Annotated in this window: 15 protein-coding genes; 10 read left to right on the plus strand and 5 right to left on the minus strand. The window is 75.2% G+C overall.

The window, feature by feature from the left end; all coding sequences use genetic code 11:
• Window positions 1–177: 177 nt before the first annotated feature.
• Entirely contained in the window at window positions 178–1,887 is a 1,710-nt protein-coding gene (locus tag Ani05nite_RS37275; RefSeq protein ID WP_203776377.1) for an alpha/beta hydrolase, read from the minus strand.
• 579 nt (window positions 1,888–2,466) lie between these two features.
• Between Ani05nite_RS37275 and Ani05nite_RS37280 the strand changes: the two genes are divergently transcribed.
• The 3 genes from Ani05nite_RS37280 to Ani05nite_RS37290 all read left to right on the plus strand — a co-directional run bounded on the left by Ani05nite_RS37280 (window position 2,467) and on the right by Ani05nite_RS37290 (window position 6,737).
• On the plus strand, window positions 2,467–3,879 hold the full coding sequence (locus Ani05nite_RS37280; protein WP_203776379.1) for a tetratricopeptide repeat protein: 1,413 nt from the start codon (window positions 2,467–2,469) through the stop codon (window positions 3,877–3,879).
• A 109-nt stretch (window positions 3,880–3,988) separates the two neighbouring features.
• On the plus strand, window positions 3,989–6,334 hold the full coding sequence (locus Ani05nite_RS37285; RefSeq protein WP_239131021.1) for an ATP-binding protein: 2,346 nt from the start codon (window positions 3,989–3,991) through the stop codon (window positions 6,332–6,334).
• Window positions 6,335–6,338: 4 nt separating this feature from the next.
• The gene (locus tag Ani05nite_RS37290; protein WP_203776380.1) at window positions 6,339–6,737 is read left to right on the plus strand and encodes an STAS domain-containing protein; all 399 of its coding nucleotides are present in this window, start codon (window positions 6,339–6,341) and stop codon (window positions 6,735–6,737) included.
• 297 nt (window positions 6,738–7,034) lie between these two features.
• Here the strand turns inward: Ani05nite_RS37290 and Ani05nite_RS37295 are convergent, their stop codons facing one another.
• The gene (locus Ani05nite_RS37295; RefSeq protein WP_203776381.1) at window positions 7,035–7,337 is read right to left on the minus strand and encodes a putative quinol monooxygenase; all 303 of its coding nucleotides are present in this window, start codon (window positions 7,335–7,337) and stop codon (window positions 7,035–7,037) included.
• Window positions 7,338–7,497: 160 nt separating this feature from the next.
• Here Ani05nite_RS37295 and Ani05nite_RS37300 point away from each other — a divergent pair, with 160 nt between their 5' ends.
• The 4 genes from Ani05nite_RS37300 (at window position 7,498) to Ani05nite_RS37315 (ending at window position 15,035) form a co-directional block, all read left to right on the plus strand.
• Window positions 7,498–9,501, plus strand: a complete 2,004-nt coding sequence (locus Ani05nite_RS37300; RefSeq protein ID WP_239131022.1) for an ATP-binding protein — start codon at window positions 7,498–7,500, stop codon at window positions 9,499–9,501.
• Window positions 9,502–9,575: 74 nt separating this feature from the next.
• On the plus strand, window positions 9,576–10,985 hold the full coding sequence (locus Ani05nite_RS37305) for a tryptophan 7-halogenase (protein ID WP_203776382.1): 1,410 nt from the start codon (window positions 9,576–9,578) through the stop codon (window positions 10,983–10,985).
• Between the two features lie 16 nt (window positions 10,986–11,001).
• Entirely contained in the window at window positions 11,002–11,889 is an 888-nt protein-coding gene (locus Ani05nite_RS37310) for an alpha/beta fold hydrolase (RefSeq protein ID WP_203776383.1), read from the plus strand.
• A 143-nt stretch (window positions 11,890–12,032) separates the two neighbouring features.
• Window positions 12,033–15,035: an AfsR/SARP family transcriptional regulator gene (locus tag Ani05nite_RS37315; protein ID WP_203776384.1), complete on the plus strand. Its 3,003-nt coding sequence runs from the start codon at window positions 12,033–12,035 to the stop codon at window positions 15,033–15,035.
• Here the strand turns inward: Ani05nite_RS37315 and Ani05nite_RS37320 are convergent, their stop codons facing one another.
• Window positions 15,036–15,452: a hypothetical protein gene (locus tag Ani05nite_RS37320; protein ID WP_239131023.1), complete on the minus strand. Its 417-nt coding sequence runs from the start codon at window positions 15,450–15,452 to the stop codon at window positions 15,036–15,038.
• 189 nt (window positions 15,453–15,641) lie between these two features.
• Here Ani05nite_RS37320 and Ani05nite_RS37325 point away from each other — a divergent pair, with 189 nt between their 5' ends.
• Window positions 15,642–18,950, plus strand: coding sequence for a TIR domain-containing protein (locus Ani05nite_RS37325; protein WP_203776386.1), 3,309 nt, complete (start codon window positions 15,642–15,644; stop codon window positions 18,948–18,950).
• Here the strand turns inward: Ani05nite_RS37325 and Ani05nite_RS37330 are convergent.
• Complete coding sequence (locus Ani05nite_RS37330) at window positions 18,908–20,551, minus strand: acyl-CoA synthetase (protein WP_203776388.1); 1,644 nt, start codon at window positions 20,549–20,551, stop codon at window positions 18,908–18,910. The genes Ani05nite_RS37325 and Ani05nite_RS37330 overlap by 43 nt on opposite strands.
• A complete protein-coding gene (locus Ani05nite_RS37335; RefSeq protein ID WP_203776390.1) occupies window positions 20,548–23,523 on the minus strand; it encodes a type II toxin-antitoxin system Rv0910 family toxin in 2,976 nt (991 codons plus the stop codon). Before Ani05nite_RS37335 ends, Ani05nite_RS37330 begins: the two co-directional genes overlap by 4 nt.
• Window positions 23,524–23,634: 111 nt before the next feature.
• On the opposite strand from Ani05nite_RS37335, the gene Ani05nite_RS37340 reads away from it, so the two are divergent.
• A complete protein-coding gene (locus Ani05nite_RS37340; RefSeq protein WP_203776392.1) occupies window positions 23,635–24,306 on the plus strand; it encodes a TetR/AcrR family transcriptional regulator in 672 nt (223 codons plus the stop codon).
• A complete protein-coding gene (locus Ani05nite_RS37345; RefSeq protein WP_203776394.1) occupies window positions 24,303–25,454 on the plus strand; it encodes an acyl-CoA dehydrogenase family protein in 1,152 nt (383 codons plus the stop codon). The genes Ani05nite_RS37340 and Ani05nite_RS37345 overlap by 4 nt, the downstream gene beginning before the upstream one ends.

A 25,454-nucleotide genomic window follows, 5' to 3' on the forward strand; every position in this document is an offset into this window, starting at 1 on the left:
GCTCGCTATCTGCAAAACGCAGATTTCCAAAGGCGGACTGCAGACTACACAGGTTGACCGGAACATCCCAAAGCGATCATGTCGTGTCCCGGAGCGTCAGCCTCCGGTGCGATTCCCCGACCATGACGGCAAACCGATCGTGGGCGGGGCAGCCGCGGCCACCCCGCCCACGAGAGGTCACTTCTGCGGAAGCAGCGGCGACTCCGGGTTCACCGTGGCGACCGGCGGGCGCTGCTTGCCGGTCGGCGAGGACAGGGTGGCGACCTCACCCGGCGGCGGCAGCGGCTCGGTGAACGGCTGCGCCGAGTCGGTGCAGACCGTCCCCTTGGCCGGCGGCTTGCCGGTCAGCAGGTAGTTGTCGATCGCGGTGGTGGCGCACACGCCCGAGCCGTACGCGGTGTGGCCCCAGTTGTTGCTGGACAGCAGCCGCGAGTTGGGCAGCAGCCGGCTCGACGCGACGGCGCCCCGGTAGTTCGTCGCCGGATCCCAGAAGTTGCCCACGACCAGCACCGGAGCGACGGTCCGCCGGTTGAACGGCCCGCGGTAGGCGTCCTCGTCCTGCACGGTCCACATCTTGTGGGCGCACTGGCTGTCGATCCAGCCCCAGGCCCGGCCGAAGTACGGCGCCTGCCGGTCGCGACGGGCCGTGGCGGCGGGCCAGGATCCCGCGTCCGCCGGGTGCCGGCCGTCGGTGCAGATCACCGCGCTGGTCGCCTCGAAGCCGTTCTCGTACGGGAAGTCGTACCCCTGCCTGCTCGCCCGGGCGGCCCGGGCCCGCGCGGTCAGCGCGGCGGTCGAACCACCCTGCAGGGCCGCCCAGACCTCCGCGGAGATCTCGGTGACCACCTCACCGGCGTCCGTGCCGTAGAGCGCGCCGAGGATCGCGCTGACGAAGATCGCGTACGTCACCGTGAACGTGCCGCCCTCGCCGTCGGGCAGCTGGATCGGCTCGGCGCGCAGCCGCCGGGCGATCGTCTCGAAGTTGCGGACCGGGTCACCCGCGGCGAACACGCAGTACTTCTCGCCGGCCCGGTCGCAGCGCCGCAGGATCTCGATCAGCGCCCGGTACGCGCCGTCGGAGGAGCGCAGCCGCTCGTCGAGGATCTGCCGGGTGTTGCCGACCCACGCGGTCGGGGTGAGCACGCCGTCCACGGTCAGGGCCCGGAACCGGTCCGGGAACATGTTGGCGTAGTACTGCCCCAGCGCGCTGCCGTAGCTGAAGCCCAGGTAGTTCAGCTTCTTGTCGCCCACGGCGCGGCGCATCACGTCCATGTCGCGGGCCACCTCGGCGGTGGACATCGCGCCGGTCAGCGGCCGGCCGGTGGTGGAGCAGGCCCTGCCGAGCAGCTTGGAGCCCCGCACGTACCGCTGCTCCTCGGCCCGGGTGACCGGGAACGGCACGTTGAACAGATCGAGCACCGCGGTCTGGTCCTTGACCGACTTGAAGCAGCGGACGTTCGCGCTGGCGCCGATGCCGCGGGGGTCGACCCCGACGATGTCGAAGCGATCGAGCAGCGAGTCGCTGAGGAACTCCGGCGCATAGCGGGCGAACTCGGTGGCCGAGCCGCCCGGGCCGCCCGGGTTGAGGAACAGGCTGCCGATCTTGTGCCGCTGGTCCCGGGCCCGGACCCGCAGCACGGCGATCTCGGTGGTGGCGCCGCGCGGCTGGTCGTAGTCGAGCGGCAGCCGGACGGTCGCGCACTCGGCGATCTCGTAGCACTTGTACCAGCCCAGCTTGGGCGTGGGCACCGCGTCGACCCGTTTGCTCTCGGCCGCGCTGGTGCGATCGGCGGAGACCGGGGCAGCCGAGCCGGGCGCAGCGGCCACGGCGGACAGGACGATGCCGGCCAGCGCCGCGGTCAGTAGTCGGTGCGTCTTCAGTGTCATGGTGACGACCCTTCTGACGATGGATCGCGGCGTCGCGCCGCGACCCCCGGCATAGTAGGAAGTCGATGCCACGCTGAGTGATCATGACATCCGGCGACGCGTCAGCGGACACCCGGACCGACAGCTGTCCGATCTTGTCAACTCTGGTCAAGATCCGTATCGAACGCTACCGGCGATGATCCCGACGCCGCACTGTTGACCAGTACCACCGAGGGCCGCCGGCACGACCGAAGGAGACAACGTCATGCGCAGCACGATCATCCCCGTTCTGATCGCCGTTCTCTCGTGGCTGATCTCCCCCTTGGCCGTCCTCGTCCTCGTCTCGACCTACGTCTGGTCGCGCCACGATGGACACCGCCGGCGAGCGCGTGAAATGGTGGGCCTGCTCCTCCGGCGCGACCAGCCACCGCCGGTCGCCGGCCGGCGACACGTCCCGCCCAGCCGGTCCAGCCGGTCCGGCCGGCCGGGACGCGCGGGTCGGCAGCGCGTCGACACCGACCCGGCGCGGGGTCGCGTGCCATCGCTGCGCAGGCAGCGCGCGTCGATGGAGGGCCGCCCGCCCAGGGATCGGAGGCGCGGATGAGCACGGCCGCCCGTTTGCCGGAAGCGCTGCGCGAGGCCCACATGGCATCGGGCGCGCCGAGTTGCCGAACGATCGCCCGCCGGATCAGGAAGCTCAGCGCGTCCGCCGGGCCGGGCCCGTTTCGCCACGGCGAGTTCAAGGCGCTGAGTCACACGACGGTCAACGACGTCATCAAGGGCAAGCGGATCCCGAAGCTGGAGACGCTGCTCCTGATCGTCGACGCGCTCGGCGGCGACAAGGGGTTCTTCACGAATCTCTGGCAGGACGCGCAAGCCGGCGACGACGCTCTTCCGCGGGCCACCGGCTCGCGCACCGCGGAGCCGGCCGTCTCCTTCCTCAGCGCCGAGTACGTCGTCGAGCACCACGCGCAGGCCGAGACCCTGTTCAAGGAGGGCTCCTACGAGGACGCCGAACGGCAGCTCGAGCTCGTGATCGCCGGGGCGCAGCACAACAAGGCTCGCGTCCTCTACACGCGGGGCCGGTGGGCGGAGGCGGAGGCCCTGTACCGGGACACACTCAAGACCCGGCGTCACCTCCTGGGTGACGAGGACGAGGAGACCCTGGCCACCCGGAACAACCTCGCCCTGGTGCTCTTCGATCAGGGCCAGGTCCACGAGGCGCAGGCCGAACACGAGGCCGTCTACCTCGCCTTCCGCAGCCTGCACGGCGAGGACCATGAGACGACCCTCGCGTGCCGCTACAACCGGGCGCGCATCCTGCACCGCTGCGGACGCCTGGCCGAGGCCGAGGACGCCTTCCGCTCCGTACTGGAGGTTCTGCGCAGGACGGCCGAGCGTCGTGTGTCACTGATCGTGCAGAACAATCTCGGCCGGGTGCTCTACGACCGCGGGGACATGCGGGCGGCCCGCACCGAGTTCGAGGCCGTCCTCAGCGCGCAGCGCGAGCTGTTGCGCGAGGACCACCCGGATCTGCTGCGTACCCGTCACAACATCGCTCTGGTCCAGCGCGGCGAGGGCCGGAGGGACGACGCCGAGCGGGAGTTCAAGGAGGTCCTGAAGCTCCAGCGTCAGGTTCTGGGCGAGCGCCACGCGCACGTCTTCGACACCCGCCACCATCTGGCGCTCCTCGACTACGACCGGCGCCGGTTCGGCCTGGCCGAAGAGGGGTTCCGCCAGGTGATGAAGGACCAGGCCGAGTTGCTCGGCGTCCGGCATCCGGACACCCTGCGCACCCGCCGCAACCGCGCGCTGGCCATCCGCGATCAGGGCGACCTGGACGAAGCCGCCCGGGAACTCGGCGCCGTCCTCGGCCTGCAGGAGCAGACGCTGGGACCCGATCATGACGAGACGGCGCAGACGCGCCGCAATCTCGCCGGTCTGAGGGCCGGCTCCGCCGGCGCCGAGCCGGCCCGACCGCCGCACCCCGCGTCGCCGCGGCCGACCGGCTAGGAAAGCGGGCCCGGATCCGGGCGACACCCGGCCCTCACCCGATCGGTCGACGGCATGGGCATGCCGCCTCCCGGGCCACTACCTTCTGGTGGTGGGTGGTCGGGCGCAGGTGAGGACGGCGCGGCAGCCGCGTGGCAACCTGCCGGCGGAGCTGTCGAGCTTCGTCGGGCGTACCCGCGAGCGCGCCGAACTCAAGCGCCTGCTGGCCGTCTCGCGGCAGGTCACGATCACCGGGATCGGCGGGGTGGGCAAGACGCGGACGGCGATCCGCCTGGCCGCCGAGGTGCGGCGCGCGTTCCCGGACGGGGTGTGGCTGGTCGACCTGTCGATGCTCACCGAGGCCGAGCAGGTCACCGAGGCGATCACCCAGGCCCTCGGGGTGCAGGACCAGACCGTACGCCCGCCCGTGGACAGTCTCGCCGGCTATCTCGAGAACCGCCGCCTGCTGCTGATCCTGGACACGTGCGAGCACGTGGTCGAGGCCTGCGGCGGGCTCGTCGAGCGGCTGCTGCGGGCCGCGCCGGGCCTGCAGGTGCTGGCCACCAGCCGGCAGCCGCTGGGGACGCACGGCGAGCACGTGTTCCTGCTGCACCCGCTGCCCGTGTCCGGCCCGGACGGCCCGCCCGCCGACCGGGAGCAGGACGCGGCGGTGCTGCTGTTCGCCGAGCGGGCCGCCGCGGCCGCCCCGGGCTTCGCCGTCACCGCCGGGAACCGGGCCGTGGTGGCCCGGCTGTGCCGCCGCCTGGACGGGATCCCGCTGGGCATCGAGCTCGCCGCCGTCCGCACCCGGGCGCTGCCGGTCGAGCGGATCGCGAGCCTGGTCGACGAGTGGTTCGCCGACGGGGACCACCTGCTGCACCGGGCCGGCGGCGGCCGCCACGAGTCGCTGCGGACGGCCATCGACGGCAGCTACGCGCTCTGCTCGCCGGACGAGCGGGCGGTATGGGCGCGGGCCGCGGTCTTCGCCGACGGCTTCGGCCTCGACGCGGTCCGGGACATCTGCGACGGAACGCTGGAGCTGGTGGCGGGCCTGGTCGACAAGTCCGTTCTGGTCCGCGACGCGCCCGCCGGCGACCGCTACCGCATGCTCGACACCATCCGCGAGTACGGGCTGGAGATCCTGCGCGCCACGGGCGAGGAGCACGCCACCCGCTGCCGCCACCGCGACTTCTACCTGCGGCTGGCCCGCCGGTTCGACGACGAGTGGCACGGCCCCGACCAGCTCGCCTGGTTCGAGCGGCTCATCCGGGAGCACCCCAACGTGCGCGCCGCGCTCGACTTCAGCCTGGCCGACCCGCGCGAGCGGCACGCCGGCCTGGAGCTGGCGGTGAGGCTGCGGTACTTCTGGTTCGCCTGCGGGCATCCGCGCGAGGGACGCCGCTACCTCGAGCGGGCCGCCGCGGCGGCGAGCGAGCCGGCACCGATGCTGACCGCGGCGCTCTGGCTCTGCGCGTGGCTCTGCGCCCTGCAGGGCGACCTGGACGCGGCGCTGGACCGCCTCGCGGCCTGCCGCCCGTACGCCGAGCAGCAGGGCGACGTCGCGGCGAGCGGCTGGATCGCGTACGTCACGGGCATCGTCGCGACGCTGCGCGGCGATCCGTCCGGCGCGCTGGCCGAGCTCGAGGAGGCGGTCCGCCTGCACACCGGCCAGGGCGAACCGGACGACGGCTTCTTCGTCGCGCTGCCCGGCCTGGCCGTCACGCTGGCGATCCTGGGCGACGTGGACCGGGCGGTCGCCGTCAACGACGAGAACCTTCGCCTCTGCGCGAACCGGCCCGAGTTGTGGGGGCGCTCCTACGCCGACTACGTGCGGGCGGTGATCGAGGTGACCCGGGGCGATCCGGTGGCCGCGGTCGAGCGGGGTCGCGCCGCGCTGTGGGCGAAGCGGCAGTTCGGCGACCACGCCGGCTGCGCCATGGTGGTGGACACTCTGGCCTCGGCCGCGTCGGCGCAGGGTGACGGCGACCGGGCGGCCCGGCTGATCGCCGTCGCGCACCGGATCTGGGAGAACGTGGGCCGGCCCCAGATGGGCTCGCCGTACCTGAGCGAGAGCCGGGGGTGGGCCGAGCGGCGGGCCCGGGAGCTCCTCGGCGACCGGCGCTTCGAGGCGGTCCTCGCCGAAGGGCTGGCCTACGATCCGGACACCGGCATGACGTACGCGCTGGACGAGCCGCGGCCCGGCGCCGGCGCGGAGCCGGCGGCCGCCTGGGCCCCGCTGACCCGGCGGGAACGCGAGGTGGCCGGGCTGATCGCCGACGGGCTGACCAATCAGCAGATCGCCGACCGCCTGGTCATCGGCCGGCGCACGGCCAACACCCACGTCGAGCACATCCTCACCAAGCTCGACTTCTCGGCGCGGGCCCAGATCGCCGCGTGGGTGGGCGCCCGGCGCGGGGCCGCGGACCGGCATCGGTCAGGTGACCGATTCGCCGCGGCGACGGGGCGGCGAGGATGACGGCATGAACGTGGACCACGCTCCGCCGGCCCTGCTGCGTGTCCGGACCACCTCGTCGGGGCCGGCCGACGTCTGCGTCGCGGTCGCCGGCGAGCTGGACACCGGCAACGTCGGGTGGCTGCGGGCCGCGATCATCGACGTCCTGGACCGCTTCCGCCCCGCCACGCTCACCCTGGACCTCGGCGGTCTGCGCTTCATCGGGGTCGCCGGCGTACGCGTGCTCTACGAGCTGCACGAGGCCGCCGCGGCCGAAGGTTGCACGCTCACCGCCGACCCGCTGCACGAGGCCGTCTGCCTCACCCTGGCCCGGCTGGGCCTCGAGCCGGAGTTCGCCCGGCCGGTCGCCCGGGGCCTGAGCGGAGGTGCCGTTCCGCCGCCGGACGCGGGACACGGGGGCGGGTGACGGCGCGCAGGCGCCGGCCCGACCGGCCCGCGCGGTGACCGCCGGCGGCGCCCGGGCGAACGGGTCCCGGCAGACCGTCGGCCATTCCCAGACGGTGCACTTCACGCAGTCCCACCAGGTGAAACAGTCGCAGGTGGCGATGTCCGGCGGGCAGAAGTAGGCGTCCTGCAGCGTGAGCGCCGGCCCGGCGGGGCCCACGGCGTGACGGCCGGGCGCGGCAATTCATTGCACACCCGCGGGGCCGCGCGGAAACGGGTCCTTACGTCCTTCGTGCACCGACTGATCGGCCAGGTCAGATCATTTCTCGGTGAAGAAGCGCAGCTCCGAGGGGGCGGCCAGAAGATCCTCCAGAATGGCGTTGCCCCGCACGTTGTACGGCTGGCCCATGTGCTCGTCCCACGCCGCGCGGGACCGGAACATCTCCAGCATCACCCAGGTGTCCGGGTCGTCCTGCGGCTGCACCAGGTGCATGAACACGCACCCCGGCTCGGTCAGGCTGTCCCGCCGCATGGACTGCAGCTGGGCCTCGGCCTCCCGCCGCCGATCCGGCCGCGGCCTGATGGTGACCACCAGGAAGAAGGCCCGGTCCTGATCGCTCACGGGTGCCACACCCCCTGCGGATGACCGCCGTCAATGCCTAGAACCTACGTCCGGCGCCGCGTCCGGGCCACCCCCGCGGGCTCGATCATCCGGCCCGGCCGGATGTCGGGCCGACGACAGGCCGGGCCCATTCCGCCGGCCGAGGGCCGAGACTGGACCGGTGGTGACCGGCGTCCTCGGGGACGTGATCGAGCGGGCGCGGCGGCGGAACTTCGTCGGCCGCCGCGACGAGCTGCGGGCCTTCGCCGACGCGCTGTCCGGGCGGTCGCCGCGGCGAGTGCTGTTCGTGTACGGCCCGGGTGGCATCGGCAAGACCACGCTGCTGCTGGAGATGGCCGCCCGGGCCCGGGCCGCCGGCCGGGTGCCGGCGCTGCTGGACGGCCAGGAGATGGAACCGTCGCCGGAGGGCTTTCGCCACGCGGTCCTGCGGTCCGCCGCCGGCCCCGGCCCGGTGCTGCTGGTCGACTCGTACGAGCAGCTGGGGGCCGTCGACGGCTGGCTGCGCCGGGAGTTCATCCCCGAGCTGCCGGCCGACGGGCTGGTGGTGCTGGCCGGGCGCGAGCCGCCGCCGGCCGCCTGGCGGGTGGACCCGGGCTGGCGGGCGGTGCTCGCCGTGCATCGCGTCGATCACCTCGACGAGGCCGACAGCGCGGACCTGCTCGCCCGGGCCGGCGTGGCCGGGCCGGCCCGGCAGCGGCTGGCGGCGCTGGGCCGCGGCCATCCGCTGACGCTCGCCCTGCTGGCCGACGTGGCCCGCGGCGGCACGGTGCCGGAGAGCCTGGCCGAGGTGCCCGACCTGATCTCGGTGCTGCTGGAGTCGCTGCTGCGGGACGCGCCCTCGGAGGCGCACGTGACCGGCCTGGCCACCTGCGCGCGGGCCTGGCTGACGACCGAGGACCTGCTGCGCAAGACGGTCGGCGCCGCCGCGCCCGAGGTGTGGGGATGGCTGCGGCAACGGCCGTTCGTCGGTTGCCGGCCCGGCGGGCTGACCCCGCACGACCTGACCCGCGAGGTGCTCGAGGCCGAGTTCGAGCGCCGCTCGCCGGACCGGTACCGGGCGCTGCACCGGATCATCCACGACCACGTGGTGGCGGGCATCCGGGCCACCACCGGCCTGGACCGCCAGCTGCTGGCCCAGCAGCTGGCCTATCTGCACCGGCGCAGCCCGCTGACCGGGGCCTACTTCGCGCTGCGCAGCCAGGGCTCGGCCGCGGTCGTGCCGGCCCGGCCCGAGGAGCACGCGCCGATCCTGTCGCTGATCGAGCGGAGCGAGGGCCCGGCCAGCGCGGCCCTGGCCGAACGCTGGCTCGCCGACGAGCCCGGCCACCTGAACGTGGTGCGGACCGAGGAGGGTGTCGTCGGCTTCGCGTACGGGGTCTTCTGCCCGTGCGGCTCCCCGATGGAGGAGCGGGATCCCGTCGTCCGCGCCATCCTCGAGCACGTGGCCCGCACCGCGCCGGTACGCCCCGGCGAGCGCGTCGACATCGGCCGGTTCTGGTCCGGCGTCCGCGACTTCCAGCGGGACAAGTACGCGCTGCTGGCCGGCTCGGTCACCTCGATCATGACCTGGTGCACCGAACCGGTCGCGTGGTCGTTCGTGGTGTCCAGCGATCCCGCGTACTGGGGGCCGTTCTTCGACTATCTCGGCTTCCGCCCGCTGGTCGGGCTCGACGTCGCCGGACGCCCGCACGTGGCGTACGGGATGGACTGGCGGCGCTTCCCGGTCAACGCGTGGCTCGACCTGATGAACGACCGTGAGCATCACGGCGGCACGGGGCCGCCACCGGAGTCGGCGCTGCGGCCGCCGCCGTTGTCCCGGGACGCGTTCGGCGCCGCCGTACGGTCGGCGCTGCAGCACCTGCACCGCACCGACCGGCTCGCCGGCTGCCCGCTGGTCGGCGGCGGGCTCGGCGCCGACGCCGGCGCGGTGCGCGCGAGCATCGAGGCGGCGGTCGGCCGGCTCGCCGGCGAGCCCCGGGGCGAGCAGCTGCGGGCCGTCCTGCATCGCACGTTCCTGCGCCCGGCGCCCAGCCAGGAGGCCGCGGCCGAGGTGCTCGGCCTGCCGTTCAGCACCTACCGGCGGCACCTGGGGCGGGCGGTGGAGCAGCTGACCGAGGTGTTGTGGGCGATGGAGATCGGCGCGGCGCCGGTGGACAGCGGATGAGCACCGACTGACCTGGAGAACGGGCACGCGTCGCGGCGAGGATGCCGCCATCGGCTCATCGACGGAGGTGCGACATGGCACGGATAGTGGTCCTCGGTGCGGGTCTCGGCGGCCTGGGCACGGCGCTGCTGCTGGCTCGCGACCGGCACGAGGTGATCGTCGTCGAACGCGACCCGGCCGCCCCGCCACCGCCGGAGGACACCGACACCGCCTGGAACGGGTGGCAGCGGCGCGGCGTGAACCAGTTCCGGCTGCCGCACTTCATGCTGCCGCGCTGGTGGCAGCAGGTGCGCGAGGAGCTGCCGGAGCTGGGCGCGGCGCTGCGGGCGGCCGGCGCCCGGCCCGTCAACCTGCTCGAGGAGCTGCCGGTGTCCCGGCGCGGCCCGATGCGCCCCGGCGACGAGCGGTTCGCCACCGTGACCGCCCGCCGGCCGGTGCTCGAGGCGGTCATGTCGGCCGTCGCCGAGGCCGCCGGGGTGACGATCCGGCGCGGCGTCGCGGTCACCGGCCTGACCACGGGCGGCCGCTCGCCGGCGCCCCGGGTGACCGGTGTCCTGACCGCCGGCGGCGCCGCGATCCCGGCGGACCTGGTGGTGGACTGCACGGGCCGGCGGTCGGCGCTGGGCGCCTGGCTGGCCGCGACCGGCGCCCGGGCGCCGGCCGAGGAGCGGTCGGATTCCGGCTTCGTCTACCACTGCCGGCACTTCCGCTCCGGTACGGGCGGGTCACCGGTGTTGCTGGCCAACCTGTTGCAGCACTACGACTCGCTGTCGGCCATCACGCTGCCCGGCGACAACGACACCTGGAGCGTGGTGCTGGCCACCGCGAGCCGGGACAAGGCGCTGCGGGGACTGCGCGAGCCGGACCGCTGGCACGCGGCCGTCGCCCGGTACCCCCTGCTCGCGCACTGGGCCGACGGGGAGGCGATCTCCGGCGTCGACGTCATGGCCGGCATCGAGGACCGGCACCGGCGCCTCGTGGTCGACGGCGACCCGGTGGCCACCGGCGTGGTCGAGGTGGGCGACTCCTGGGCCTGCACCAACCCCTCGGTCGGCCGGGGCGCGTCGATGGCGCTGATCCAGGGCCGCCTGCTGCGGGACCTGCTGCGCGAGACCGACCCGGCCGACCACGACAAGCTGGCCCGGCGGTTCGACGAGGTCAGCACGCAGGTGGTCGAGCCGCTGTACCGGGCGACCCTGTGGAACGACCGGCACCGGCTCGCCGAGCTGGCGGCGGACGCCGCCGGGACGGCGTACCGCACCGACGATCCGCGCTGGCCGATCAGCAAGGCGCTGTTCGCGGCGAGCCTGACCGACCCGGAGCTGGCCCGCGGATACACCGCCGTGGCCGCCTTCATCGCCACGCCCGACGAGGTGCTCGGCGCGCCCGGGGCGGTCGACCGGGTCGTGGCGCTCGGCCGGGACGCCCCGCAGTACCCGCTGCCCGGCCCGGGCCGGGACGAGTTGCTCGCCGCGATCGCCTGATCCCTGGAGGGACACAATGGACATCACTGTGGGTGACATCACCCTGCGCGTCCGGGACACCGGCTCGGGGGTGCCCGTGATGCTGCTGCACGGCTGGCCGGACACCGGTGACCTGTGGCGGCACCAGGTGCCGGCCCTCACCGCGGCCGGGTACCGGGTCATCGTCCCCGACCTGCGCGGCTTCGGCGGGTCCGGCAAGCCGGCCGACGTGGCCGCCTACGCCTTGCCCGCGCTGATCGGCGACGTCGTCGGCCTGCTCGACGCGCTGGACGTCCGCGAGGTCCACCTGGTCGGCCACGACTGGGGCGCCGCCATCGCCTGGATGACCGCGGCGCTGGCGCCGCACCGAATCGCCTCGCTCACCGCCATGTCCGTCGGCCATCCGGCGGCGTTCCGCGCCGCCGGGCTGAGGCAGCGGGAGAAGTCCTGGTACATGCTGCTGTTCCAGTTCGCCGGGGTGGCCGAGCGGTGGCTGTCCGACGACGACTTCGGCAACCTGCGCGAATGGTCGGCGCACCCGGACATCGAGGCGGTCGTCGAGCGGCTCGCCGACCCGGCGGCGCTGACCGCCGGGCTGGCGCTGTACCGGGCGAATCTGTCGCCCGAGGCGCTGTTCGGTCCCCCGGCCCCGCTGCCGCCGGTGACCGTGCCGGCGATGGGCCTGTGGAGCAGCGGCGACTTCGCCCTGATCGAGGAGGGGATGACCGGCTCGGCCGGACATGTGAGCGGCCCGTGGCGCTACGAGCGGGTCGAGGGCGCCGGCCACTGGCTGCAGCTCGACGCCCCCGAGACGGTCAACGCCCTGCTGCTGGACTTCCTCGGCGCTCAGCCTCGTCACAGGGCAGGCCGCCCGTCGCGCTTGGTCTCACCTTCACGTCCCGATTCCCCCGTACGCTCCGCGTAACCGGGCGAGGGCGACCTGCTCCCCTGCAACGAGACCAATGGTCGTCGGCGGACCTTGTACGAAGCATGCAAGACTGGTCGCGTTCTTGTGGATATCTTGAATCTCCTGGTGGAGCGTCCGGTCGAAGGGTGTGCTGAGGTCAGTTGACGGCGGAGTTCGGGGTGCTGGGCGCGGTGGAGGCCCGGATCGACGGCCGTCCGGTCGCCCTCGGGCACGCCCGGCAGCGCTGCGTCCTGGGCGTGCTGCTCGTCGAGGCGGGCCGGCCGGTCACGGTCGACCAGCTGATCGACCGGGTGTGGGGCGAGGACGCGCCCCAGCGGGCCGCCGGCGCGCTCTACAGCTACCTCTCCCGGCTGCGCAGCGCCGTCGCCGGCGCCGGCGAGGTGGAGATCCGGCGCCGGCCCGGCGGGTACGTCCTGACCGCCGACCCGCAGACGGTGGACCTGCACCGCTTCCGCCGGCTCATGACGCTGGCACGGCAGTCCGACGCGGACGCCACCGCCACGGAGCTGACCGAGCAGGCCCTCGGGCTGTGGCGCGGCGAGCCGTTCGCCGGCCTGGACACCCCGTGGCTGGCCTCGATGCGGCGCCTGCTGCTCGGCGAGCGGTTCGCCGCCGAGCTCGACCGCAACGACGGGCTCCTGCGGCTGGGCCGGCACAGCGAGCTGCTGCCGGCCCTGTCGGCCGCCGTGGCCGAGCATCCCCTGGACGAGCGGCTGGCCGGACAGGCCATGCTCGCCCTCTACCGGTGCGGCCGGCAGGCGGACGCCGACGAGCAGTACCGGCGGATCCGCCGCTGCCTCGCCGACGAGCTGGGCAGCGACCCCGGCGCCGCGCTCCGCCGCCTGCACGAGCGGATCCTCGCCGCCGACCCGGGCCTGCAGGCTGCGGCCGGTGACGCCCGCTCCCCCGGCGTGCCGCTCACCGCCGCGACGCCGGTGCCCGCGCAGCTGCCGGCCGACGTGCGCGCCTTCATCGGCCGCACCGAGGAACTGGCCACGCTGGACAGGCTGCTGGCGCCGCCGGAGAGCGACGAGCCGCCGCTGACCGTCGCGCTGCTGTCCGGCACCGCCGGGGTGGGCAAGTCCGCCCTGGCCGTACGGTGGGCGCACCGGGTCCGCGGGTCGTTCCCCGACGGACAGCTGTACGTGAACCTGCGCGGCTACGACGCCGAGCAGCCCGTGGCGGTGGCCGACGCGCTGGCCGGTTTCCTGACCGCGCTCGGCGTCCGGGGGCCGGAGATCCCGCCGGGGATCGACGAGCGCGCCGGCCGGTACCGCTCCGAGCTGACCGGCCGCCGGATGCTGGTGCTGCTGGACAACGCGTCCTCGGTGGACCAGATCCGGCCGCTGCTGCCCGGCACCGGCTCGTGCCTGGTGCTGATCACCAGCCGCGACTCGCTGCCCGGCATGGTGGCGGTGCACGGCGCCGAACGGGTCAACCTGGATCTGCTCCCCCCGGCGGACGCGGTGGCCCTGCTGCGGCGGCTGATCGGCGCGCGGGTGGACCGGGAGCCCGCCGTCGCCGCCGCGCTGGCCGCGGCCTGCGCCCGGCTGCCGCTGGCCCTGCGGATCGCCGCCGAGCTGGCCGCGGAGCGCACCGGCGCCTCGCTGGCCGAGCTGGTCGCCGAGCTGGGCGACCACCAGGTGCGGCTCGACCTGCTGAACGCCGGCGGCGACCCGCACGCCGAGGTCCGCGCCGTCTTCTCCTGGTCCTACCAGCACCTGCCGGCCGACGCGGCCCGGGTGTTCCGGCTGCTGGGCCTGCACCCGGGCGACAACGTGCACGTCGACGCCGTCGCGGCGCTCACCGGCGCCGACGCGGGCGAGGCCCGGCGACTGCTCGGCGTGCTGGTCCGGGCCAGCCTGATCCACGTCGGCCGGGGCGGCCGGTACGGGATGCACGACCTGCTGCGGGCGTACGCCGCCGAACTCGCGGCCGCGCACGACGCGCCGGCCGACCGCCGAGCCGCGCTGACCGGCCTCTTCGACCACTACCTGGCCGGCTCCGTCGCGGCGATGGACGCGCTTCACCCGCGCCAGGGGGCGAGCCCCGGCGACCCCGAGGCGGCCCGGAACTGGATCGAGGCGGAGCGGCCCAACCTGGCCGCCACCTGCATCTACGGTGCCGCCCACGGCTGGCCCCGGCACGCCATCGCGCTGGCCGGCACGCTGTTCCGCTACCTCGACGCCGGCGGGCCGGTGGCCGAGGCGGTGACCGTCACCGCGTCCGCCGTAGCGGCGGCCCGCGCCGTCGGCGACCGGCAGGCGCAGGCCCGGGCGCTGTCCGACCTGGGCCGGTTGCACCGGCGGCAGGGCCGCCTCGACGACGCCGCCGCGACCTACGGGCACGCCCTGATGCTCTACGCCGACCTCGGCGAACGCGCCGCCGAGGCGGTGGCGCTGCGCAACCTGGGCAGCGTGCACTGGCGGCTGGGCGACTACCGGCAGGCCGCGGAGCACTACCGCCGGGCGTGGGCGCACTACCAGGGGCTGGACGACGGGGCCGGGCAGGCCGACGCGCTGGTCCGGCTCGGCCTGGTGGACGCCCGGCTGGGCGACCAGGCGGCGGCGACGCAACGGCTGCGGTCGGCCCTGGAGCTCTTCGCGCGGCTCGGTGACGGGTTCAGCGAGGCGTACGTGTCGTCCCTGCTCGCCCGGCTGTCCCATGAGCCGGCCGAGCTGGAACGGTCCGCTGTGCTGCTGGAGCAGAGCCTCGCGGTGGTCCGGCAGGCAGGCGACCGCACCGCGGAGGCGTACGTGCTGACCGACCTCGCCGCGGTGCACGCCCGCAGCGGCCGGCTCGCCGAGGCCGCCGGTCACCTCCGCCGGGCCCTGGTGCTGCACCGGCGGATCGGGGACCGGGCCAGCGAGGCCGAGGCGCTCAACGACCTCGGCCAGGTGCTGCACGCCGCGGGCGCCGCCGGGGAGGCCCGGGCCCAGCACGAGCAGGCGCTGATCCTGGCCCGCGAGATCGGCGACCGCTACGAGCAGGCCCGCGCGCACGACGGTCTGGCCGCCACCGCCGAGGCGGGCGGCGACCCCGACGGTGGCCGGCCGCACCGGGAGCTGGCCCGGCGCGGCTTCGCCGACCTCGCCGTGCCCGCCGCGCCGGGCCTCGAGGTGCCGGCCGCCCCCGGACGGTAGTCAGGCCCGGAACACGCCGTCCACCCACAGCACCGTGACCGGGCAGCCGTGGGCCCGGGCGTAGGCCACGACGTCCGCCGTGCCGCCCACGCCGCGGGCCGGGCGGCCGTCCCAGACGGCGAACAGGTGATCGCAGCGGTCGACCAGCGCCTGCCCGGCCGCGAGGAACGCCCGCTCGCTGGGCTCCGGGTACGGCATCGTGGTCACCGTGGTGGCCGCGCGCCGCAGCTCCTCGAACCGCGCGCGGCTGTCGTCGGCCAGCAGTGAGCGGGCGTAGCCCCGGCACGGCAGCACCACCTCCAGGGTGCCCCCGGCCGCGAGAACCTGGGCGGCGAACAGCTGGTCGGCGCCGTCGGCCAGGTTCGACACCCCGTGCGGGGGGCCGCCGGCGGGCAGCACCCGGCGCCAATGTCGCACCGCGCAGTCGACGATGCTCGGCGGAAGAACGCGATGACCTGTGACGCCGAACCGCACGCCGACCTCCGTACCGGGGCTCGTCAAGCTGGCGAAGCACCATGACAATACGATCTTCCAGCTTTCCCCGTGGGCCCGTGGCGTGCACAATCTGTCGTCGCAGCACGCGCCGACGGCCCCGGGGGACCCGCCATGACGTTCGATGGATTCATCTCGTACAGCCATGCGGCGGACGGGCGGCTCGCGCCGGCCGTGCAACGCGGGCTGCACCGGCTGGCCAAGCCCTGGCACCGTCGGCGTGCGCTGTGGATCTTCCGGGACCAGACCGGGCTGGCCGTGACCCCGGGCCTGTGGTCCTCCATCCAGACCGCTCTGGACGGTTCGGAGTACTTCGTGCTGCTGGCCTCCCCCGAGGCGGCCCGGTCGCCGTGGGTGAACCGGGAGATCGAGCACTGGATCGCCACCAAGTCGGCGGACCGGATCCTGCCCGTGGTGACCGACGGCGAGTGGGCCTGGGATCCGGAGGAGCACGACTTCGCCGAGGACTCCACGGCGGTGCCGGCGGCGCTGCGCGGGGTGTTCAGCGAGGAGCCGTTCTTCCTGGACCTGCGGTGGGCCCGCCACAGCGAGCAGCTCAGCCTCCAGCATTCCCGCTTCCGCGACGCGATCGCGCAGCTCGCCGCCCCGATGCACGGCATGCACAAGGACGAGCTGGAGGGCGAGGACGTCCGGCAGCACCGCCGCGCCCGGCGGCTGCGGTCCGGGGCCGTGGTGACGCTGGTCGTGCTGCTGGTGCTGGCCTCGCTGACCGGGCTGTCCGCGGTGCGCAACGCCGAGCGGGCGAGGGACGCGGCGGCCGAGGCCCTGCGGCAGCAGCAGGTGGCGGACGTGCAACGGGGCAGCGCCGAGCGGGCCGCGGAGGAGGCGCTGCGGCAGCAGGAGCTGGCGCAGCAGATGCAGACCCGGGCGGCGGACGCGGCGGCCGAGGCGGACCGGTCCGAGCGGCTGGCCCAGGAGCAGCAGGGACTGGCGGACCAGGCGGCCGCGGAGGCGCAGCGGCAGCAGCGGCTGGCCGATCAGGCGGCGACCCGCACCCGGGAACAGCAGCGGCGGGCGAAGGAGGCAGCGGCCCGGGCCCAGCGGCTGGACCAGGAGGCGCGGCGGCTGGCCCGCATCGCCGAGCAGCAGCACCGGCTGGCCCGGGAGGCCGCCGCGCAGGCCGAGCGGCAGCAGGCCAAGGCGGACCGGCAGCAGCGCGTCGCGGTCAGCCGGCGGCTGCTCAACCAGGCCCGGGCGACGCTCGGCAACGACCCGAGGGCGGCCCTGATGCTGGGCGCCGCCGCCCAGTCGATCGAGCCCGGCGCCGAGACCCGCGGCGAGCTCACCGGCCTGGTCACGGCCACCAGCTACGCCGGCACGCTCGGCGGGGTGACCTCGGCCCGGTACGCGCCCGACGGCGTCCTGGCCGCCCTGGGCGTCGACGGTCGCGTGTCGTTGTGGAACGTGGCCGACCGGACCCGGCCGGCCCGCCTCGGCACCCTCGGCGAGCCCGGTGAGCCCGGCAGCTCCCTGACCTTCAGCCCGGACGGGCGGACCCTGGCCGTGGTCGGCGCGACGGGCCGGGCGGTGCTGTGGGACGTGGCCCGCCGGTCCCGCCCGGCCCGGCTGGTCACGCTGCCGGACGACAGCCACGTCTACGCGATCGCGTTCAGCGCGGACGGGACCACCCTGGCCACCGGTCACGGGTCGGGACACACGGTCCTGTGGGACCTGACCGACCGGCGCCGGCCCGCGCGGCTGGCCACGCTGACCGACTGGGGCGCCTATCCGGTGGACGACCTGGCGTTCAGCCCGGACGGGCGGACGCTGGTGGCCAACAAGGGCCGCTTCATCCCGGTCTACGACCTGACCGACCGGGCGGATCCCGTCGCGCTGCGCAGCCTGATCGGCTTCACCGTCGCCTCGATGACGTTCGACCCGAAGGGCTCCACCCTGGTCGTCGGCTCGTACGACGGCAAGGTGGACTTCTACGACCTGACCCGCGAGGCCGACGGGACCGACGAGGCCGACGTCCCGGGCCTGCGCGCGCTGGACGAGCCGCCGGGCGCCGGGCATCCCCAGCCGCCGCCCATGCCGGACCCCGAGCCCGACGAGAACCTGCCCTTCCGCCGGCTGGCCGGCCTGGCCGGCATCGTCGCCACGGTGACGTTCAGCCCCGACGGCGGCTTCCTGGCCGCCGGGGACGCGAGCGGAACGGCCATGGTGTGGGACACCGCCCAGGCCGGCGGTCCCGTGTTGGCCACCACGGTGCGCGCCTACGGCCGGATCGGCGCGCTGACCCTGGACCCGGACGCCGGCACTCTGGTCACCACCGACAGCTCCGCGACGGCCACGATGTGGAACGTGACCTCCCGCGGCACGCCGGACCTGCTCGCCGCGCTGCCCGTCCCGGACGGCAACCCCCTGGCCACGGCGTTCCGCCCGGACGGCCGGACGTTGCTGGCCGCGGGGTCCGGCGGCACGGCGAAGTCCTGGGGCGTCACCGACCCCGCCCGTCCCGAGCCGGGCGCCGGCCTGACCCTCCACGGCGGGCAGCGGGTCCGGTCGGTCGCGTTCAGCCCGGACCGCCGGACCGTGGCCGCCGTCGGGGCGCAGGACGGCCGGCTGACGCTGACCGACACGGACCGTCCAACCCGGACGGTGACGCTGGCGGCCTCGATGGCGCCCGCGCACGGCCGGAACGCGATGGCGTTCAGCCCGGACGGGCGCACGCTCGCCGTCGTGGCCGGCCCCACCACCCTTGCGCTGTGGGACGTGACCGAGCGGACCCGGCCCGTTCAGCGGGCCACGGTCGGCGGCACGATCGGCTTCCAGAGCGCGGTGGCCTTCAGCCCGGACGGGCGCACGCTGGTCACCGTCGGCGACGACCGCACGCTGACCCTCTGGAACGTGGCCGGCCGCTCCGCCCCCGGGCGGCTCGCCGTGCTGGCCGGCCACCTGGACGCCGTGCTGTCGGTGGCCTTCAGCCCGGACGGGCGCACGCTGGTGAGCGGCAGCCTGGACACCACGGCGATACTGTGGGACGTCACCGATCGCGCGCGACCGCACCGGTTCGCCACGCTGACCGGCCACGGCGGCTGGGTCGGGTCGGTGGCGTTCAGCCGGGACGGCCGCACCCTGGCCACGGCCGGGCAGGACTACGCGGTGACCCTGTGGGACACCGCCGGCCCGGCCGTGCCGATCCGGCTGACCACGCTGCGCAGCACCGCCGGCGACGGGGGACGCGCCGTGGAGTTCAGCCCGGACGGGCGCACCCTGGCGGTCACCGGCCCGGCCGGCGGCGACCACCCGACCGTCGCGCTGTGGAGCTACCGCAAGCTGAACAGCCTCCGCGCCGACCCGGCCCGGTACGCCTGCGTCACCACCGGGCGCGGCCTGACCGCCGGCGAGTGGGCCCGCTACGTGCCCGAGTTCCCGTACCGGCGGACCTGTTCGCCCTGACCGGCCGGCAGCGGGCCGGTGGGCAGGTCGCGGCGGATCAGCTTGCCGGTCGGGTTGCGCGGCAACTCGTCGAGGAACACCACGTCGCGCGGCACCTTGAAGCGGGCCAGGTTGGCCCGGACGTGGTCCCGGATCTCCTCGGGGTCGCGCGCCGATGCGCCGGTGGGCACGACGAACGCGCGCAGCCGCGTGCCGAACTCGGGGTCGTCGACGCCGATGACGGCCGCCTCGAGCACGTCGTCGCGCTCGGCCAGCAGGTTCTCCACCTCGAGCGGGTAGACGTTCTCGCCGCCCGAGATGATCATGTCGTCGTCCCGGCCGTCGATGAAGAGCAGACCCTCGGCGTCGAAGTGGCCGCGGTCGCCGGTGGCCATGTAGCCGTCGATGACCTGCTTGTGCCGGCCGTCGGTGTAACCCTCGAACGGGATGCCGGTGCGCACGAACACCCGGGCGATCTCGCCGGGCGCCGTGACCCGCCGGCCGTCGGCGTCGAAGAGCGCGACGTGGACGGTGACCGGGGGCCGGCCGACGGTGCCCGGGGCCCGCCGCGCCTCGTCGGGCGTGGCCACCGAGGCCACCGCCACCTCGGTGGAGCCGTACACGTTGTGCACGACGTCGCCGAAGATGTCCTGGAACCGGTTGGTCAGCTCGGGGGCCAGCGGCGATCCGGCGACGAAGACGGTCCGCAGCGAGCTGGTGTCGTACCGGCCGATCACCTCCGGGCCGAGCGCCAGGATGCGGGTGAGCATGGTCGGCACGGCGACCAGCATCTCGGCGCGGTGCTCGGCGATGGCCCGCAGGATGCTCTCGGCGGAGAAGCGGCGCATCAGCACGGCATGGTTGGCCAGCGACAGCCCGACGGTCCAGGCCCCGAACCCGGTGCTGTGGAACAGCGGCGAGGCGATCACCACGGCGCCCCGGCGCGGGAACGGGATCCGGTCCGCGATCAGGGCGCTGGCCAGCGGCGACACCTTGGTCCGGGGAGCGCCCTTGGGCAGCCCGGTGGTGCCGCTGGTGAGGATGATGAACCCGCCGGGCCGGTCCGGCAGGGGCAGCGGCGTACGGGGATGCGCGGCGATCAGCTCGTCGATCGACGGGCCGCCGGCGCCCAGGGTGAGGTAGCGGGAGACGGTGGCCGGCAGCCCGTCGACGACGTCGGCGAACTCGCTGTCGTACAGCACGACCCGGACCTTCTCCCGGGCCGCCACCTCGATGAGCTGCTGCTTGGCCAACCCGGTGTTCATCAGCGCCAGGCGCAGCCGGGCCCGGGCGGTGGCGCTGATGGCCAGCAGCAGGCCGCGGTGGTCGCGGGCCAGCACGGCGACCACCGAGCGGTCCGGCAGGCCGAGCCCGTGCAGGGCGTGGGCGAGGGCGTTGGACTGCTCGTCGAGCTCGCGGTAGGTGAGGGTGCCGCGGTCGTCGGTGACCGCCGGGGCGTCGGGGTGCTCGGCGGCGGCCTTCATGATCAGCGCCGCCTGGGGTCCGAGCCGGGCGTTGTGCACGGCGGCGCGCAGCAGCCGGCCGGGGCGCAGCAGGTTGACGATGCCGATCTGGTGCATGCGGCGGACGGCCTGCGCGTGTTCGAGCGTGTTCCTGATCATGATCGGCACCTCTGTTCGGCGGGGTCGTGCACGTCCACCGGGCCGGTGACCTCGGCGGTGATGCCGGCGAGGCGGTCGCCCGCCGCCGCGCTGCTCCAGTCGCGATGCTCGTCGACGATGCGCCGGGCCAGGAGCGCGGCCGGCGGGGCGGTGGCGGCGATGCGGTGGGCCAGGTCGAGGGCGGCCGGCAGGGCGGCGCCGGGCGCGGTGACCCGGTTGACCAGCCCGAGCTCGTGCAGCCGGCGGGCCGGCAGGGGCTCGCCGGTGAGCGCGAACTCCAGCGCGGTGGCCCGGGGCAGGCTCCGGGCCAGCCGCAGCAGCGCGCCGGCCGCGGCGGCCGGGTCCCGCTGGACCTCGGGGAGGGCGAAGGTGGCGTCCTCGCCGGCCACGATCAGATCGGCGGCGAGCGGGAGGCCGCCGGCCGGGGCCGCGCCCTCGACGGCGACGATCAGCGGCTTGCCGGGCGGCCGGGCGGCCGGGCCGAGCGGATCACACCGGGCGGCGACCGGATCCGCGGCTGGTGTGACTGCCGGGCCGTCCGGGTCCACGCGGGACGCGGTGTCGCCGCCCGGAGCAGCGGCCGGGCCGTCCGGGTCCACGCGGGACGCGGTGTCGACGCCGGTCAGCACGGCGACCCGGGCGTCCGGGTCGGCCTCGAAGGCGTCCATCGCGCGTTCCAGGGCCCGGGCGGTCGCCGCGTCGGCGTGGGCGGCGGGCCGGCGCAGCCGGATCACGGTGACCGGGCCCTGCCACTCGACCAGCACCGGCGGCTCGCCGGGCGGAGGCAGCGGCGCGGGCGTGGTGTCGGCGACGGCGAACCCGTCGCCGGTGACGTCGATGCGCCAGCCGAGCGGGTCCTCGGTGCGGAGCCGGTCGATCAGCGCGCGGTCGCGGGTGCGGCGGACCACGCGCGCGCCGTCCGGGGTGAGGGCGGTGACGATGCCGGACTCGGGCTCGCCGTCGCGGCCGTACGCGACGGTGCAGGCCTCCAGGACCGCCGGGCCGGTCCGGGCCGGGCTGACCGCACGGACGGCGGGGCGGGGCCGGCGCAGGTCGGCGTCGAGGTCACGGTATCCGCGCCCCGGCGGGCGGGCGGAGAACACGGCGACGGCGTGCTTGGTGAGGTACCACCCGACGGCGGTGGCGAGGCCGTAGCTGTCCGGGTCGGCGCGCAGCCGGGGCACGAGGTTCGCGACGGCATGACTCGCGTAGTTGTTGCCGGGCCCGCCGGCGAAGGTGAGTCCCCCGGTGACGGTGAGCGGACGGGCCGGGTCGTCGATCGGCAGCGCGAGCTCGGCCGCGGCGACCTCGACCGCGGAGGGGAAGCAGGCGTACAGGTCGAGGTGGCGGATGTCCTCGATGGACAGTCCGGTGTGGCCCAGCACGGCCCGTCCGGCGGCGCCGAGCGCGGGCGAGGCGGCCAGGTCGGCGCGCTCGGTGACGTACCACTCCTCGGTGGCGTGCGCGCCGGCGTGCGCGAACACCCACCGGTCCTGGGCGATGCCGGCCCGCCGGGCGGCGTCGGCGCTGCACACGATGATGCCGGTGGCCTGGTTCACCTGCAGGTGGGCGGTGAGCAGCTTGCGGTACGGCGCGGCGATCGGGCGGTTGGCGCCGTCCGGGGCGGCCAGCTCGTCGGGGGTGCGCCGGCCGGGCAGCCAGGCGTACGGATTCGCCGCGGCCACCTCGGACAGGCGGGACCAGAGTCCGGTGATCCGGGCCTGGTGCGCGGCCGGGGACAGCCCGAGGCGCCGGCGGACGGCGGACTCGATGAGCGCGTACAGGTGGACCGGCGCGACCAGGCCGGCCGCGATCTCGGCCTCGTTGTTCGGCGGGGTGTGGGCGCCGAGGGTGCGGGCCGGGGCCGTGCCGTCCGGCTGCCGGGGCCAGGCCAGGTCGCGGCCCGCGCGTTCGGCGGCGGCCGCGGTGGCGGCGGCCTCGGCCCCGCCCAGCAGGGCGACCGAGACCCGCCCGGCGGCGATCGCGGCGGCCGCGTCGTTGAGCAGCCGCAGCGAGCCGTCGCCGCCGAAGATGCCGCTCTGCACGGTCTCCGCCGGCCGGGCCCCGACCGCCTCGGCGATCAGCGCGGCGCCGTCCGGGTACTGCCAGGAGACGCTGGCGACGTAGCCGACCGCGTCGGCGCCGGCCAGCAGCTCCTCCCCCACGCCGGCGTCCCCGGCGGCCAGCCGCAGCGCGCGCACGGCCAGCGACACCGGATCGCCGCCCCGGGGCTCGGTGGAGCGTTCGCACACCTGGCCGACGCCGACCACGACCGGGGTCCACGGGTCGAGGTCAAGGCCGGTGCGCTCGTGGCGGATCGGGGCGGGCCTGGTCCTCGGCGCCGCGGCGGTCGGGCGGTTCGCCGGGGCGGCGACCGCGGGCGGATGCGCGGCCGGGACGTCCCGCACCGCGGTGGTCAGCTGCTCCAGCGACTTCTGCACGGCTTCGGCGAGGTTGCGGGCCAGCATCGCGCCGAGCGGCCCGTCCGCGGTGCCGCCCTCGACGCCGCCGTCGCAGCGCACCACCGTGCCGGCGGCGGTGGGCGCGAGCGACAGGTAGAAGCCGACGGCGATGCCCATCGGGCCGGTGCCGTCCAGCCAGACCGTGCGTGCGGGCTCCGCGCCGGTGACCGTCCAGCGCACCTCGCTGGGCACGCCCATCAGGGCGACCCGCTGGGCGAAGCGCGCGCCGGGGACCAGCGCGGCCGGCGGAGGCGCCGGCCAGCCGGCGTGCAGCACCAGCCAGTCGCCCATCCGGGCGGGGTCGGCCAGGACCGCGAAGACCCGCTCCGGGTCGGCGGGGACCTCGGCCGAGGCGACGCAGGGGTACGCGAAGACGCGCGGCGGCTCGACGGGGGGCGGGACGTGCCCCCGCGCCGATCGCCGGATCGCCCGGCGCAGCGTGGTGGCGGCCACCGCTCGGCCCACGGCGAGGCCGGCTCGGAGTCGCGCGTACGGTCGCGCAGCGGGCATGGAGGTCTCCCTAACAGTCTGGCGTGACGGTATGTGAGTGACCTGGGTCACGGCAAGCCCTGGCTTCGGCCTGGTGGCCCCAACTAACCGTCAGGGCGTACGGTATGTGCCGTGACAGCGGAAGCCCGCCGGCGAACCCAGGCGCAGCGCAGCGAGACCACCCGGTCCAAGATCCTCGACGCCACGGTCCAGTCCCTGGTCGAGCGCGGCTACGCCGAGACCACCACCGCCGAGGTGCTGGCCCTGGCCGACGTGCCCCGCGGCACGCTGCTGCACCACTTCCCCACCAAGGTGGACCTGCTGGTCGCGGCGGTGCAGCACCTCGCCCGGCGGCGGCTGGAGGCGCTCTCCGCCGAGATCGCCGGCGTGCGCACCACCACCACCGGCGACGGCGCCGGCCGGCTCGACGCGCTGATCGACATCATGTGGCGGCACTTCTCCTCGCCGCTGTTCTGGGCCGCGCTCGAGCTGTGGACCGCCGCCCGCACCGACGCCGAGCTGCGCGCCGCCCTGACGCCGGTGGAGAAGGAGGTCTTCGGGGTGCTGCACGAGCGCTCCCGGGACCTGCTCGAGGAGTCCGCGCCCGGCGACCCCCGGCTGGCCACCGTGGTCCAGCTCAGCTTCGAAGTGCTGACCGGGCTGGCCATGACCGGCCTGGTCAGCGGGGACCTGGCCCAACGCGAGGTGCTCATCCGGCGCTGGAAGCGCGCCGCCGCCATCCTGCTCGGCCGGCGCGACCCGCAGACGCTGGTCGAACGCGGCGCAAAGGAGATCCGACCATGACCGACGACCCCTTCGAGACCACCGAACGGGCGGCGCTGCGCGAGGCGACCGCCCGGTTCGTCCGCCGCGAGATCACCCCGCACCTCGACGACTGGGAACGCGCCGGGGAGATCCCGCGCGGCCTGCACCGGCGCGCCGCCAAGGCCGGCCTGTACGGCATCGGCTTCGCCGAGGAGCACGGCGGCGACGGCGGCGACACCGTGGACACGGTCGTCGCCACCGAGGCCTTCCTGGAGGCGGGCGGCTCGTCCGGCTGCCACGCCGCGCTGTTCACGCACGGCATCGCGCTGCCGCACATGATCGCGGCCGGCGACTCCGCGCTGATCGACCGGTTCGTCCGCCCGGCCCTGGCCGGCGAGGTGGTGTGCGCCCTCGGCGTCACCGAGCCGGACGCCGGGTCGGACGTGGGCGCGCTGCGCACCACCGCGGTCCGCGACGGCGAGCACTACGTCGTCGACGGGGCCAAGATGTTCATCACCTCGGGCACCCGCGCCGACTTCGTCACCACCGCGGTGCGCACCGGCGGCCCCGGCGCGTCCGGCATCAGCCTGCTCGTCGTCGAGCGCGGCACGCCCGGCTTCACGGTGTCCCGCCGGCTCGACAAGATGGGCTGGCTCTGCTCGGACACCGCGGAGCTGTCGTTCGCCGGCTGCCGGGTGCCGGCCGGCAATCTGATCGGGGCCGAGAACTCGGGGTTCGCGCTGATCGCCCAGGTGTTCGTGCCGGAACGGATCATCGCGGCGGTGCACGCGTACTCGGTGGCGCAGCGGTGCCTGGACCTCACGCTGGCCCACGCCCGCGCCCGCTCGACCTTCGGCAAGCCGCTGATCGCCCGGCAGGTGGTGCGGCACAAGCTGGTCCAGATGCGCCAGCGCATCGAGCTGGCCCGCACGTACACCCGGCGGGTGGCCGCCCGGCACGCGGCCGGCGAGCTGGTCGTCGGCGAGGCCTGCCTGGCCAAGAACGCCGCGGTGGACGCCGTCAAGCACGTGGTCGACGAGGCGGTCCAGCTGCACGGCGGGATGGGGTACATGCGCGAGTCGGAGGTGGAACGGCACTACCGCGACAGCCGGATCCTCGGCATCGGCGCCGGCGCCACCGAGGTGATGACCGACCTGGCCGCGAAGATGTTCGGCTACGACCGCTGA

The organism is Actinoplanes nipponensis, assembly GCF_016862275.1.
GTDB classification, from domain to species: Bacteria; Actinomycetota; Actinomycetes; order Mycobacteriales; family Micromonosporaceae; genus Actinoplanes; species Actinoplanes nipponensis.